Source organism: Peptoniphilus sp. (genome assembly GCF_050943655.1).
Lineage (GTDB): Bacteria > Bacillota > Clostridia > Tissierellales > Peptoniphilaceae > Peptoniphilus_A.
In genome coordinates this window covers 1-14,795 of sequence record NZ_JBMNPQ010000035.1, presented here as the reverse complement: position 1 = coordinate 14,795, position 14,795 = coordinate 1, and the positions used below count along the sequence as shown (strand labels likewise).

Annotated in this window: 9 protein-coding genes; 7 read left to right on the top strand and 2 right to left on the bottom strand. The window is 38.6% G+C overall.

The genetic code is table 11. The features are described 5' to 3' along the window. Positions 1-719: 719 nt before the first annotated feature. The 3 genes from ACOX6R_RS04720 to ACOX6R_RS04710 are packed head-to-tail and all read left to right on the top strand — an operon-like array spanning position 720 to position 4,385. On the top strand, positions 720-1,784 hold the full coding sequence (locus ACOX6R_RS04720) for a TAXI family TRAP transporter solute-binding subunit (RefSeq protein ID WP_433447782.1): 1,065 nt from the start codon (positions 720-722) through the stop codon (positions 1,782-1,784). Further along, a complete protein-coding gene (locus ACOX6R_RS04715) occupies positions 1,784-2,314 on the top strand; it encodes a DUF1850 domain-containing protein (RefSeq protein ID WP_433447780.1) in 531 nt (176 codons plus the stop codon). The genes ACOX6R_RS04720 and ACOX6R_RS04715 overlap by 1 nt, the downstream gene beginning before the upstream one ends. After that, on the top strand, positions 2,304-4,385 hold the full coding sequence (locus ACOX6R_RS04710) for a TRAP transporter permease (protein WP_433447779.1): 2,082 nt from the start codon (positions 2,304-2,306) through the stop codon (positions 4,383-4,385). The genes ACOX6R_RS04715 and ACOX6R_RS04710 overlap by 11 nt, the downstream gene beginning before the upstream one ends. A 1,429-nt stretch (positions 4,386-5,814) precedes the next feature. Here ACOX6R_RS04710 and ACOX6R_RS04705 read toward each other — a convergent pair. Next, positions 5,815-8,253 carry an FAD-dependent oxidoreductase gene (locus ACOX6R_RS04705; RefSeq protein ID WP_433447777.1) on the bottom strand — a complete coding sequence of 813 codons (2,439 nt, stop codon included), beginning with the start codon at positions 8,251-8,253 and terminating at the stop codon, positions 5,815-5,817. Next, a complete protein-coding gene (locus tag ACOX6R_RS04700; RefSeq protein ID WP_433447775.1) occupies positions 8,250-8,546 on the bottom strand; it encodes an ArsR/SmtB family transcription factor in 297 nt (98 codons plus the stop codon). The genes ACOX6R_RS04705 and ACOX6R_RS04700 overlap by 4 nt, the downstream gene beginning before the upstream one ends. A 1,124-nt stretch (positions 8,547-9,670) precedes the next feature. On the opposite strand from ACOX6R_RS04700, the gene ACOX6R_RS04695 reads away from it, so the two are divergent. The 4 genes from ACOX6R_RS04695 to ACOX6R_RS04680 form a co-directional block, all read left to right on the top strand. After that, the gene (locus ACOX6R_RS04695) at positions 9,671-12,229 is read left to right on the top strand and encodes an S-layer homology domain-containing protein (protein WP_433447773.1); all 2,559 of its coding nucleotides are present in this window, start codon (positions 9,671-9,673) and stop codon (positions 12,227-12,229) included. Positions 12,230-12,376: 147 nt separating this feature from the next. Continuing rightward, positions 12,377-13,564 carry a M20 metallopeptidase family protein gene (locus ACOX6R_RS04690; RefSeq protein ID WP_433447771.1) on the top strand — a complete coding sequence of 396 codons (1,188 nt, stop codon included), beginning with the start codon at positions 12,377-12,379 and terminating at the stop codon, positions 13,562-13,564. Position 13,565: 1 nt separating this feature from the next. Continuing rightward, positions 13,566-14,399, top strand: a complete 834-nt coding sequence (locus ACOX6R_RS04685) for a DUF3100 domain-containing protein (RefSeq protein ID WP_433447769.1) — start codon at positions 13,566-13,568, stop codon at positions 14,397-14,399. Then, positions 14,396-14,795: DUF340 domain-containing protein (locus tag ACOX6R_RS04680; protein WP_433447767.1), on the top strand; the 400-nt coding region annotated here is incomplete at its 3' end. The genes ACOX6R_RS04685 and ACOX6R_RS04680, both read left to right, overlap by 4 nt.

Genomic DNA, 14,795 nt, shown 5'->3' with positions numbered 1-14,795 from the left:
GTGGTGATGTGTTCTCGTTTTATTGAGAAAGAGATTTTGGAGTGATTCTCCTATACGCTATTTCTTTAAAACGATTAGTTCTCGCAAGACGACTTTGCAGATCCCTCGACTAACGCTCGGGATGACGGGGAGTAGACGCTGTGACTCAAATAGGTCATTACTGTGCCTATAATTTATCCACTTTATATGGAGAACGCCCCATCCAACGTCATCCTGAGCGAACGAAGTGAGCCGAAGGATCTGTAGAGTAATGGTGGCGATGTGTCCTCGTCTTAATGTAAAAGTGTCTTGGTATAATAATTCATTTATAATTATCAATAAAAATAACTAAAAGACTCCAAATTTTATGAAAAGGTTTATTTTTTGCACTTATTTTTATACATTTACTTTTCACTGTGATTTTAAGTTTTTAAAAAGTGCAATCTTTCTTTTTGGTTTTACAAATTAAACGCACACACTCTTTATACTTTCTATTTTGAAAGTTAATTAATTATTTTATTACAATTAGTTAATTAATGTGCTTAACTCGTTAAATATATACTACTTTTTTTGCTTATTTGGTTTTCATTTCACTTCGATTTCCCACAAATCCCTTTTTCATGGGCGTGGTTACGTATACATTCAATTGACTTTTCTTATTTGATGTTGTAATATTAAATCAATAAATAAACATTTTCATAAAATTCACTGTTTATTTAATTATGTCAAGGAGGAATATTATGACAAAGAAAAAACTTATTGCACTTACTATGGCAATCGCAATGCTTCTAGGTACTTTAACTGGATGTGGCGGCACAAATAATAAAAAAGAAAATGCTCCTGCAAACAATACTGCTACTGAAGCAAACGCTACAGCAAATTCTAATTCTGAAATCAAAGCTGAAGGTTTAATGGAAACTGAAGGTGGATTTATGTCAGTTGCTACTGGTGGTACTGGTGGTACATATTATCCATTAGGTGGAGCTCTTTCTAACATCCTTAACAACGCTGGTGTTAACTACACTGCTACAGCTCAAGCTACTGGTGCTTCTGTTGAAAACGTAGAGCTTGTTACTAAGGGAGATGCTGAAATTGGATTTATCCAAAACGACGTTGCTTATTATGCTGTTAACGGCACTGAAACTTTTGAAGGAAACCAAAAATCTTCTCTTAAAGGTCTATGCTGCCTATATCCTGAAATTGTTCAAATAGTTGCATCTGATGATTCAGGTATCGAAACTATTGAAGATTTAAAGGGCAAAAAAGTTGCTGTTGGTGCTCCTGGTTCTGGTGTTGAAGTAAACGTTAAACAAATTCTTGATGTTCACGGAATTACTTATGATGATTTAGGAAAAGTTGACTACTTATCATTTGCTGAAGCAGCTGATCAAATTAAGTCTGGTCAAATCGACGCTACTTTCTTAACTGCAGCTATTCCTTCTTCAGCTATTACTGAACTTGCTACTACTCACGATGTTCACCTAGTTCCTATAGCAGAAGATAAAGCTAATGAACTTATTGAAAAATATCCATTCTACGTTCACCTAAACATTACTCCTACAGAATACAAAGGCCAAGAAGGCGAAGTTTCTGTTGTTGCTGTTCAATCTATGCTAGTTGTAGATGAAAAAATGGCTGACGAAGATGCATACAACATCGCAAAATTATTATTTGAAAACCTTGATGTAATGAAAGAATCTCACGCAAGAGGCGGAGACATTTCTCTTGATAAAGCTCTTGATGGTATGAGTATCGATCTTCACCCAGGTGCTCAAAAATACTTCGATGAAGCTCTTAACAAATAATGAGTGAAAAGAATAAAGAGGGCGTTGGAAGGAAGTTTTTCCTTCCAATACTCTTTATTATAGGTATTTTTTTAGTTTTAAGCCTTGTCAAGATAGATGTAATTGTCGTTCGCGACTATTTTGACAAAGATGTAAAACGAATTGACTACCTCAAAAAGAAAGAAATGTTTGGCATAGTCTACACTCACTCTGTTCAAAGGACAGAGACTAGTGAATGGTACGAGGCAAGAGATAATATGCTAATCTTAATGGAAGAGAGATACCATTCTCAGGGAGCGGGACTGCCAGTCAACTTAATCTATAAATTTAAAATTGATGATGACGGTGGATTTGTGCTCTACGATATGAACGAGCCTTTTGAAAATGTTATTTATAGAACTGGAGCTGTCAGGGCAAATCACAAATATGTAATTGGGAAAAAAGAAATTCCTTTTACAGATTTTTCTAAGCCGCGTGAGGCTCTTGAATTTTCTACAGAGAACATCTCTATTTTAAATTACGCACTGAGGAGGTGCCAAATTGAGCGATAAAGATAAAAAATTTGACGACTCAAAGGTTGATGAGACAGATTTGAAAAAGGATACGCCTCAAAACGAGGACGACAAAAGTATCACAAAAAGTGCTGAAGAGCTAGGTGCTATGAAAGTCGACGACTTGATGGAACAATACGACCTAGAGACTAGTAAGCTACGTAAATTAAGTGGTAACACAGCCAAGCTTATCGCAATTATTGCAATTTTAATGTCTGCATTCCATTTATTCACAGCATATCACGGAACTCTTTTAGCCATGAAGCAAAGATCACTTCACTTAGCCTTTGCTTTTGTTATTGGATTCGCACTATTTCCTGCTACTGAAAAATCTTCAAAGACTAAGATTCAAATTATCGACTGGATTCTTATGGTTCTTTCAGTAATTGTTTGGGGATACATATTCTTTAATGTAAAGGAAATAGCTCTCAAGGGCGGACAAATGTCCACTCTAGATATGGTAATGGGAGTGCTTGCCGTACTTATTACTCTAGAAGTTACTAGAAGAACAGTTGGACCAGAACTTCCAATAGTTACTATAGTCTTCTTGTTATTCGCATACTTCGGTAGACACATGCCAGGTATTTTCGCTCACAGAGGATTTAATGTAACAAGAATTGTGTCACACATGTACATGACAACTGAAGGTATTATGGGTACACCAGTTGGAGTATCTTCTACTTTCGTATTTATGTTTATATTATTTGGTTCATTCTTAGATAAAACTGGTGTCGGCGAATTCTTTATCGACTTCGCATACGCACTAACTGGTTCAACAAAATCAGGCCCAGCTATGACATCAGTACTATCATCAGGACTTATGGGATCAATCTCAGGTTCTTCAGTAGCAAACACTGTAACAACAGGAGCATTCACTATCCCACTAATGAAGTCAGTAGGTTACAAACCTCACTATGCAGGTGCCGTTGAAGCAACAGCTTCTACAGGTGGACAGATCATGCCACCGGTAATGGGTGCCGCAGCATTTATCATGGCAGACTTTACAGGTCTTCCATATATTTCTATCGTAAAAGCAGCTATTATCCCAGCAGTTTTATACTACATCGCTGTTGGTACAATGGTTCACTTGGAAGCTTGCAAACTTGGCCTAGAAGGAATGCCAAAAGAATCACTTCCAAAACTTTCTGTAATACTAAAAAAACAAGGTTACTTAGTACTACCACTAGTAGCAATCATCTACATGTTGGTTAAACAATATCCACCAACAATGGCAGCTCTAGTAGGTATAGTAATAGGAGTTGTTGTAGCACTAGTAGCATCTCTTATTAAAAAAGATAACTCTTTCGTACCAAAAGATATCTTGTCATCAATGGAAGCTGGAGCAAAGGGCGCAGTAAGCGTTGCCTGTGCTTGTGCTTGCGCTGGTATGATCGTAGGAGTTGTAACACTTACAGGATTTGGACTAAAAATAGCTGAAGTAATCGTATTAATCGCAAAAGGAAAATTGATACCAACATTACTACTAACAATGGTAGCATCAATAATACTAGGAATGGGACTTCCAACAACAGCAAAATATATCGTACTTGCAACAATGGCAGTGCCTGCAATCACAAAACTTGGCGTAAACATAATGTCTGCTCACTTATTTATCCTATACTTTGGAGTAGTAGCTGACGTAACACCACCAGTTGCACTAGCAGCATATGCAGGAGCAGGTATAGCAGGTTCAAACTCAATGAAGACCGGTGTCCAGGCCTTTAAACTGGCAATAGGTGCCTTCATCATACCTTATATATTTGTAATTAACCCTCACTTAATCATGGTTGATAGCGTAGTTGGAACGAGCGTAAACTGGCTTCCAGTAACAGCGGCCCTTCCAACAATAGCAACTGCACTAATCGGAACAATATGCTTAGCAGGAACAGTAGAATCTTACCTATTTGGAAAACTAAGAATATGGCAAAGACTAATACTACTTGTAGCAGCATTTGCACTACTTGACCCTAAACTACTAACAGACTTTATAGGACTTGGCGCAGTGGCAGTTATCTATATAACACAAAAACTATTAAATAAAAACAACACTGACAATATGCAAACCGCATAAAATTAAGTTTTTCAAAAATTTCATGAGAGCCATAAGGCTCTCTTTTTTGTTGTGTAGGGGTGGATTTATAATTTTAATATCAAGTACTTATTAGAAAAAGACCTATGAGGGAGTCATCCTGAGCGGAGGAGGAGCTTTGCGACGACGGAGTGTAGAGGTTGTGATTCGTGTAAGCCGTGACTGTGTCAAATAGTATTGTGAAATAATGTTTGTGATTTGACAGTTTTTTGAGGAGAACATCCCATCCAACGTCATCCTGAGCGAAGACGAATGCGTAGCATGAGGCGTAGTCTAAGGATCTGTAGGGTTATGATGGCGATGTGTGTTCGTTTTATTGAGAAAGAGATTTGGAGTAATTCTCCTTCACGTTTTTTCTTTAAAACGATTAGTTCTCGCTCGAATGCTTTGCAGATCTTTCGACTCGCGTTTCACGCTCGCTCAAGATGACGGGTGGAGGGGTTTCGTTAAAACGACTAGCTTTTTTCTCCACAAGGTACAAATTCCTCGACTAACCATGGGAATGACGGAGTGTATAGGTTATGAACAGAATAAGTCGTTCCTGTGCCTATGATTTATCCGCTTTATATGGAGGACACCGCTTCCAACGTCATCCTGAGCGAAACGGAAGGCGAAGCCTGAAGTGGAGCCGAAGGATCTGTAGAGCTGCGGGAGCGATGTGTTCTCGTTTTGATGAGAAAGAGATTTGGAGAATTTTCTCCTTCACACTATTTCTTTAAAACGATTAGTTCTCGCTCGAATGCTTTGCAGATCCCTCGAATGTCGCTCGGGATGACAGGTAGGGGTTTTTCGTTAAAACGATTAGGTTGTTTCTCCACAAGGTACAAATTCCTCGATTTGCGTTTTACGCTCACTCGGAATGACGGGGTGTAGAGTCTACTAAGAGTTAAAGTAATGACTGTGCTAAAAGTTTTTCAAGTAATGTTAAGGAAGTCGCTTTGACTTTGAGTGAACGCCCACTCCAACGTCATCCTGAGCGAAGACGAATGCGTAGCATGAGGCGTAGTCGAAGGATCTGTAGAGTAATGGTGGCGATGTGTTCTCGTTTTATTGAGAAAGAATTCTGGAGTAATTCTCCGTTACGCTATTTCCTTAAAACGATTAGTTCTCGCCCCACTACTTTGCAGATCCCTCGACCAACGCTCGGGATGACAGATGGGGGTTTTCGTTAATACGATTAGTTTTTTTCTCCACAAGGTACAGATTCCTCAACTCGCGTTTCACGCTTATTCTAAGTGGCAGGTGAGGTTTTCTAGTTAATACGACAAGGATTTATCCCCACAAGGTGCAGACACTGTGAATCAAACAGTTTAACTAAACTTTAAAAACTTTTGAAACAAAAAAAGATGGGCATGCCCACCTTTTTAAGTCTTAAAAATTCTACAAATTCCTCAAATTTTAATTTTTCCCATTATATAAATAAATTCATGTTTGACTTGTCATTATCTGAGAGCATTGTTGCAACTCCACCAATTTTTACTCCGTCAATTAATTCTTCCTGTGTAAGTCCCATTATGTCCATTGTCATTTGGCAGGCTGTTATTTCTACTCCAGCATCAAGTGCCTCTTTAATTAAGTCTTCTAAGCTAGTTACTCCTTTTTTCTTCATTACGGAACGAATCATCTTTGGTCCTAATCCCAAGAAGTTCATGCGAGATAGGGAAAGTTTTTTGGAACCTTTTGGGAGCATCGCTGAAAACATCTTGCTCATAAAGTCTTTTTTCACTTTTGGTGGGTTTTCTTTTCTCAATATGCTAAGTCCCCAAAATGTGAAGAACATGTGCACTTTGTTGCCCATGGCAGCTGCTCCCGTTGCGATTATAAATGATGCTATCGCCTTGTCTAGGTCTCCGTCAAAGATTATCATGGTCTTCTCTTTTGTGTTTGATGATTTTTCAACTTGAATTTTTTCTTCTTTTCCTTTTTGAAGCGTCGCGGTAAATGTGCCCTTCTCTTCTCCTCTTGCCAGAAGTTTATTTCCAGTACTATCTGCCCAAGCTTCGATGTCGCGCACAAATCCAGGGTCAGTTGCCTTTACTTTTATCTCATCGCCTACATTCATCGTATCCATTGCCTTTGATACTTGAACGATTGGCCCAGGACAGCTCATTCCACACACGTTTAAAAGCTTCATCTCACCTGCACTTTTATTTTTAAATTTGTCCTGTTCTGTGCTTTCGATTATGTTATTTCCCGGCTTTGGGCGAGTCGTCATGTCCATTGCAGTTCTGTAACCACCTACTAAATTATTTACTTTATAGCCCTTGTCTTTTAAAATTCTCTCGGCAATGTAGCCGCGAACTCCAACGGCGCAGTAGGCAAGATAAGTTTTATTCTTGTCTAGTTCACTAAACCTTTCGCGAAGTTCTGTAAGTGGGATGTGCACTGCATTATCTAGCATTCCCGAAACAACTTCTGGGTCTTCCCTAACATCAAGTAGAGTAAATTTGTCTTTGTTTTCTTCGTATTCTCTAAATAAAACTGGCTCTGTCAATCCGTCTAGCACATTTCTTGCAGTGTATCCAGCAAAGTTTACGGGATCTTTTGCAGATGAATATGGCGGAGCGTAGGCAAGTTCAAGCTCACTCAAGTCGTCCACAGTTCCCTTAAAATGAATTGTCGTTGCGATGGTGTCGATTCTCTTGTCAACACCGCTATACCCAACAATTTGTGCACCAAGGACTTTTCTGTCGGATGCGTAAATTAATTTTATTGTCATCGGTGTCGCACCAGGATAGTAACCTGCGTGGCTCATTGGGTGAATTACAGACACAAAATAGTCCTCTTTATACTTTTTGCCCATTTTATTTAAAGTTTTTTCATTTAAACCAGTTGATGCAACAGTCATGTCGAACACTTTGGCAACACTTGTGCCCATTGTTCCACTATACTTTGCACATCCTTTACCCAATACATTTGTCGCAACTTCTCTACCTTGCTTGTTTGCAGGGCCAGCTAATGGAACTGCCGTTTCGTTTTTTGTAATATAATCCTTTACGCTGATTACATCACCTATGGCATAAATATCAGGATTTGATGTCTGCATCGCGTCATTTACCTTAATGTGGCCTCGCTCTGTAAGTTTTAGTCCAGCATCTTTTGCAAGTTCGCTATTTGGTCGCACTCCAATTGAAAGTATTACAAGGTCTGTTTCAATTTCTTTTCCCGATTTTAGATAAACTTTTTTGCCACCGTCTTTAATTTCTTTAAAACCTTCACCGAGCATTAAATCTACACCTTTGCCAATCATGTGATTTTCCACAAGGCGCGCCATGTCTTTATCAAGTGGCGGCATAACTTGCTCTGCCATTTCAATGACAGTTGTCTTTATACCTAAGTCGACTAAATTTTCTGCCATCTCAAGGCCGATAAAACCAGCTCCAATTACAACAGCTCTCTTTGGATTATTTTCCTTTACATAAGAAGTTATCGCATCGACATCTGGAATGTTCCAAAGAGTAAAAACATTATCTTCGCCTACTCCCTCAGCATCAGGCACAAATGGGTGTGAACCAGTAGAAATTAAAAGCTTATCGTAGTCTAGCTCATAATCCTCGCCTGTCTTGTGATTTTTTATAAGAAGCTTTTTATCACCTGGCAAAATCTTTGTCACTTCGTTTTTAACTCTGACATCCACATTGTATTTTTTGATGATGTCTTCATCAGTTGTAACAAAGAGCGCGTCTCGGTTTTCAATAGTTCCGCCAACATAGTATGGCAAACCGCAGTTTGCAAAGCTGACATAATCACCACGCTCAAGTAAAATTATCTCTGCCTTTTCATCAAGACGCCTCATGCGCGCAATGGCAGTGGCGCCGCCGGCAACTCCACCTATAACAACAATTCTCATTTAATATCCTCCATCAAACAACTTATAATCCTTTTAACATCTTCCCTCTCGCAGGAATAAAAAATTCTGTTCTCTACCTTTGTGCTCTTTACAATATTCATGTCCCTCAGCTTGCTAAGGTGCTGAGAAATTGCAGATTGTGAGACGTCCATACATGATGTGATCTCATTCACACTAGCCGGACCGTCTTGGATTAACTTTATAAGAAGACAGAGACGCACTGGGTTTGAAAGCGCCTTTAAAATCTCCGCCCTCTTGTATATCTCTTCCTTGTGTTCCTCATTAAATTTCAAAAAATCACCTTTTATTAGTATATTAGAATATGCTAATATTGTAAAATAAGTTGTGAATATTGTCAATCGGAAGATGAGTAAAAATAAGACCCTTCGGAAGTCATCCTGAGCGAAACGGAAGGCGAAGCCTGAAGTGGAGTCGAAGGATCTGTAGGATAAAGGGAGCGATGTGCGGTCGTCTTAATAAATAAGTGTTTTTGAGTATTTTCTCCGTAAGGTGTTCTTGTTAAAACGCATAGGCTGTTTCTCCACAAGTTGCAGATCCCTCGACAAGCTCGGGATGACGAGTAGTTACGTCGTCATATGAATAAGTTATCACTGTGCTATTAGTTCATTAATTCTAACTCAAATTTCAACGCGGTGAGGAATTATGAGGTAGACGAGTTTCGCAAAAAGCCGTTAAAAATTTCATTTGTTTGAGCGAACTACAATTACCACCTTGAGTTAAAGAAAAAAGCTATAGAGAAAAAACTTAACAAAAGTTACAACTCGCGAGTTATGAAATTTAGGCTTTTTGCGGAGTACTAAATAGCCAGATAAGTTCAACACATTCTCCGAAGTGGGCGTTGGGGGTTAGGTTGGTGCGCGAGGAGAGGGAAGGGGACAATCGCAGCGGATTAGCGGAAGCCCCCTTCCCTTCCTCGCAAAAGGGAATGCAAAACGCAGTTTTGAAATTAAGTTATTTACGATTTAACCTTAAGGTTGTCTCATTAAGACGATTAATTCTCGCTCGAGTACTTTGCAGATCCCTCGACAAGCTCGGGATGACGGGGTGGATACACTGTAACTGAATTGTGTTGCTACTGTGCCTGAAGCTTTTTTAATTCTTTATTAATAGAAAAAAGGATATGTCAGGGGAACGTTACTTGGCCGAGCGGCCTCGAGCGTGTCTCGCATCATACCTTTTTTCGTCTGTTTAATTTTTTATTTTTTCTTTTTTAGGTTCTCCGTAAGGTTTCTAGTAAAGACATAAGACGACAAGGCTCTTCTCCTAAATTCCCCAAATCCACATCTTCACCCTAATTAATTATTGTAAGAAGTAATCCAATTTTTAACATCATTTTTACCTTCTTCTAAAACTAACTAGATATTTTAATGATAAATTCTATTTAAAGGGGGAAAATATGATTCTAAATAAAAACTTTTTTAAAAATTTTGTAATTTTCGCAATTGTTATTTCTTTGTTATCTTCAATTATTCCTTTTTCTGTTTTTGCACAGGATAATTCTGGAATTGTTGCTGATTGGAATTTTAACGAAGAAGATTCTACTGGGAGTATTTCAAATGGCAACTTAGTCATTAAGGATAAGTCCAATAACGGCAACGACCTCAGGATGAATTTATATTCGGCGGGTGTTCCCACTGATGATAAAAGTGCAGAAGATTGGGACAAGTACTTAAAGTTTTCAAGTGAAAGTGTAGATGGAAAGGGAAGCATTGAGTTCGACGGAGAGGGAAGTGGTAAAGAGATGCACGGAGCAGATTTTGTTACAGTTAATAATGCGCCAATTAATAAAGAAAATTTTAAAAATGGCTACACAATCGAGGTTCTCTACTATCTTCCAAAGAACTGGACAGAAAGTGACAAGTGGATGGGAGTCTTGGCAAGACAAGTTGATAATCCAAAAGATGTTGAAACTATGGACGAGCCAGAGCTTGGTTCTATGTCTCTTGCTGTTTCAAACTGCAAGGAGTTTCAATTTTTAACAGCCAATGCCAACGACAGCCACAAGATGCAAAGTGCAGCATGGGCAATCACTATGGATAAGGGAGGACAGTGGTACCACCTTGCTATAGTTTCTGATAATGATGGAATCAGAACTTATGTAAACGGAGCTGAGTCCTTTAGGGATTATAAATCAAAGGACATGGTTGGAATGTTTGCTGATCCTAAAGACGGAAGGTTTAGAGTTGGTTCTAGTTATTGGAAAGAAGGTGAACAGATTCTCGACAAGTTCTTGAAGGGAAATATTGAGAGAATTAGAATTGCAAATAAACCTCTTGATAGAGACGAATGGATTGAGCCAAATCCAGAAAAACTTGCTGGTGATTTTGGACGAAATGATGAATACAATTTAAGAGACGAAAATAACTACAATTTTGTGTTCATGCCAGATACTCAAAATACTGTGAAGTTTAAGACTGATGTTATGAATACTGGTATCGACGAGTTCATTAAAGATAAGGACAGACTTAATGTAAAGGGAGTCATGCACCTTGGCGATGTTGTTGAAAATTATGACGACAAAAAGCAGTTTGATGATGCTTATGATATCTTCTCCAAGCTTCCAAAGGCAGGGGTCGATACTTTGATGATGCCGGGAAACCACGATTATTACTATCACAATGAAGATCCAAATAAATCTATTGGCGATTTTTATTATAAAGATACATTCGGTTCTGATTCTGAGTTTGCAAGTTTAAATAAAAATGTAGTTTATTCGCCAAGCGGCAGGTCATCTTACATGAAGGTCAAGGCCGGTTCATATGAATATTTAATCTTATCTCTTAGCTGGTTTGACCTTTCAATCGACTCAAATGACTACGACTGGGCAGAAAATGTGCTAAAGGAGAATAGAGAAAATCCTACAATTGTCACATCGCACAATATTGTCGACTGCTCACCGACTGAGCCAAATAGCGTAGTTATTTCTGATGTTGGAGAAAATATTTGGGCTCTTATTAAAAAGTACGACCAAGTATTTATGACAGTGTCTGGTCACTTCCACGGCGCAGGCCACAGAGTTGAGAAAAACGACGCGGGAGATGATGTAATAATGGTTCTTTCCGACTACCAATTTGGTTACAACGGAGGAAATGCCTTCTTTAAATTTGCAGAGTTTTCAGAAGATGCCAATAAAATTTATCTTTCAACTTACTCACCTTATGCAGCTTCACTTCCAAGTGATGCCAAGGGATTTTTCGATGTAAACTTCATGAACGGCGATGGAAACGACGATGTGTTTGATTTTAATTTTGACGAAAGATTTAAGGATTTAAAGAAATTTGATAATGACGACTCAGATACAAATAACTCAAATGATAATGAAAAAGACCACAGCGACAATTCAACAAGACACCACTCAAGAAAGGACAGAGGAAACTCTTTATTTATTGAAACCAAAAAGACTGATGAACAAAAGAATGAAATTAAAATTTCTGACATCGAAGGTCACTGGGCAGAAGATATTATAAGAAAAGTTGTGGACAAGGGCTATATGGATTTAATAGGCGATAAGTTTTATCCAGAGATGAAGTCCACAAGAATTACTGTCGTAAAGGCACTTGCCAAGATGGAGAATGTAGATCCAAATAATTATAAAAAGAAAACTCTAGACGACCTTGACATTAACTCAACTGATAGCGGTTATGTAAACTGGGCAATCGAAAATAATATTATTAAGGGCTACGAGGACAACACCTTTAAGGGCGATAGGTCAATTACTCGCGAAGAGATGGCGACAATCTTAAATAGATATGTAGAAAATTTAAATAAAAATTATGAAATCAAAGAAAATATCGAATTTAGTGACGCATCTGATATCTCAGACTGGGCAAAGAGCGACGTCAAAAAAGCAGTCGAGCGCGGAATATTTAAAGGACGAGACGACAAATTTTATCCAACAGATAATATTAAAAGAGCAGAAGTTGCTCAGGTAATCGAAAATATTTTAGAAAAATAAAAATGAAAGCTGGCCTTGGGGTCAGCTTTTTACATATTTAAATAAATTAAGCTGTTGTAATTTTTCGTGGGAAGTAATACAATAATAGTTAAAAAAACATATTAAAGCGAAAAAGAGTTAAACTATATTGACGTTAGGAGGCATTTCATGAGAAGTATAGATTTAGCCAAGAAGATGGAAGATGAAATCATAAGAGATAGAAGGGAGCTTCACAAGATACCCGAGCTTGAACTTAATCTTCCAAAGACAGTAAAATACATCACAAGTGAGCTTGATAAATATAATATCAAGTACAAGCTCCTTGTAAATGGAAACGCAATTGTGGCAGAAATTGGAAAAGACGGCGCAAGGTGCATTGCCATACGTGCAGACATGGACGCCCTTCCAATTGAAGAGGAGACAGGAGATGAATTTATGTCCACTCACAAAGGTGTGATGCACGCATGCGGACACGACTCCCACGCTGCAATGGCACTTGGTGCTGCCAAAATTTTAAAGGAAATGGAAGACGAACTTCCCGGCAAGGTCAAAATATTTTTCCAACCTGGTGAAGAAATCCCAGGTGGCGCAAAGCCAATGGTAGACGAAGGAGCAATGGATAATCCAAAAGTCGATGCAGTAATTGGAATGCACGCAGGGACTCTTTTTGACGGAGTAAATAAGGGCTCTTTTGGTTACAAAAAGGGCGCAATGATGGCATCAATGGATAGATTTAAAATAATTGTAAAAGGAAAGGGCGGTCACGGTGCAAGGCCACAACAGGCCATAGACCCAATAATTATAATTTCAGAAATCAACTTGGGACTTCAAAAAATAATCTCACGAGAAATCGACCCAACTACTCCCGCCCTCATATCAGTTTGCCAAATTCACGGCGGAACTACACAAAACATCATCCCTGACATTGTGTGGGAAGAGGGCACTGTTAGAACTCTAAACGAGGACACAAGAGACTTCGTTGAAAAGAGAATGGGCGAAATTTCAAAATACATCGCCAAGGCTTATGGTGCAGAGGCAGAGCTAATTTATGAAAGATTTTATCCAACAGTTGTAAATGATCCTGACTTTACAGAATTTGTAAAAAATACAGCAATAGACTTATTCGGAGAAGACTCCATGGTAGAGTTAAAGACTCCGACAATGGGTGGTGAGGACGTTTCATTTTTCCTAAACGAGGCACCGGGCACATTTCTTGCACTAGAAAACCCACGCGTTTATCCAGACGGCAAGATTTATCCACACCACAACTCTAAATTCGACATAGACGAGAGTCTTATGTATAAAGGATGCGCTTTATTCGTAGAAGTTGCTAGAAGATTTTTGAAAGGAGAATAAAATGAAAAACATCAAGCTGCATTTAATTGCACTGGGAATTGTAATTGTTGCAGAACTTATTGGAAAGCACTCATTTGATGTTGGAATCGGAACAATAGTACTGCTTCCAATGCTCTTTGCACTAGTTATTGGAATATTCACAACTCCAAAGTTCTTAAACATTGCAAAAGAAAAAGAAATGAACGACGCAGGCGAACTTATCACAGTGACACTTTTGCTACTTATGGCAAAATACGGGACAACAATTGGCCCTACAATTTCAACAATAATAAAATCATCACCAGCACTAATTTTACAAGAATTCGGTAACGTCGGCACAGTTTTAATCGGCGTACCAGTGGGAGTCGCACTTGGACTAAAAAGAGAAGTAATAGGTGGAGCTCACTCCATAGGACGTGAACCTAATGTGGCACTAATAGCAGAAAAGTACGGTCTCGACACACCAGAGGGCGAAGGCGTTCTTGGTGTATACATTATCGGGACAGTTTTTGGAACAATATTTATGGGAATAATCGCATCACTTTTAGCAACAGCAACTCCCCTACATCCATATTCACTTGCAATGGCATCTGGTGTTGGATCAGCATCAATGATGACTGCATCTGTTGGATCTCTCGTTGAACTCTTCCCTGAGATGGCGGACAAATTAACTGCCTTTGGCGCAGCATCAAACCTACTTTCAGGACTTGACGGAGTGTATATGTCTGTATTTATAGCACTTCCTCTATCTGAGAAACTTTACAGATTTTTCTACAAGAGAAAATACAAACAAGAACCGCCACAAAATTACGAATTTAAATCTGATGAAAATAAAGAAGAGGAGGAAGACAAATGAAGTTCAAAGATCAAGTAATTGTACTTGCAATAACTGCAGTTATATCAGTAATCGCAAATTATATTGGACCTGGAATTAGTCCTCTTCTTGGAATTCCAGGAGTAATAATTTTGGGAATACTTTGTATTATAGGAATTGGAATATCAAACATAATGCCGGGCAATGTCCCAGCCGTCGCATATATAGTAACAGTTGCAACTATAGCGACAATACCTGGAGTTCCCTTTGCAGACAAAGTTAGCTACTACACATCAAATGTAGACTTCGTAACACTTTGTACACCAATACTTGCCTATGCAGGTATCTACACAGGAGCAAACCTCGACGGATTAAAAAAGACAGGACCAAAGATTGTAATCCTTGCAATAGTAGTAATGCTTGGAACATATATCGGTT

Bases quoted from the DNA above. Each gene is read 5' to 3' on its own strand.
- ACOX6R_RS04720 (WP_433447782.1), top strand. From the start codon at position 720: ATGACAAAGAAAAAACTTATTGCACTTACTATGGCAATCGCAATGCTT.
- ACOX6R_RS04715 (WP_433447780.1), top strand. From the start codon at position 1,784: ATGAGTGAAAAGAATAAAGAGGGCGTTGGAAGGAAGTTTTTCCTTCCA.
- ACOX6R_RS04705 (WP_433447777.1), bottom strand. From the start codon at position 8,253: ATGAGAATTGTTGTTATAGGTGGAGTTGCCGGCGGCGCCACTGCCATT.
- ACOX6R_RS04695 (WP_433447773.1), top strand. From the start codon at position 9,671: ATGATTCTAAATAAAAACTTTTTTAAAAATTTTGTAATTTTCGCAATT.
- ACOX6R_RS04690 (WP_433447771.1), top strand. From the start codon at position 12,377: ATGAGAAGTATAGATTTAGCCAAGAAGATGGAAGATGAAATCATAAGA.
- ACOX6R_RS04685 (WP_433447769.1), top strand. From the start codon at position 13,566: ATGAAAAACATCAAGCTGCATTTAATTGCACTGGGAATTGTAATTGTT.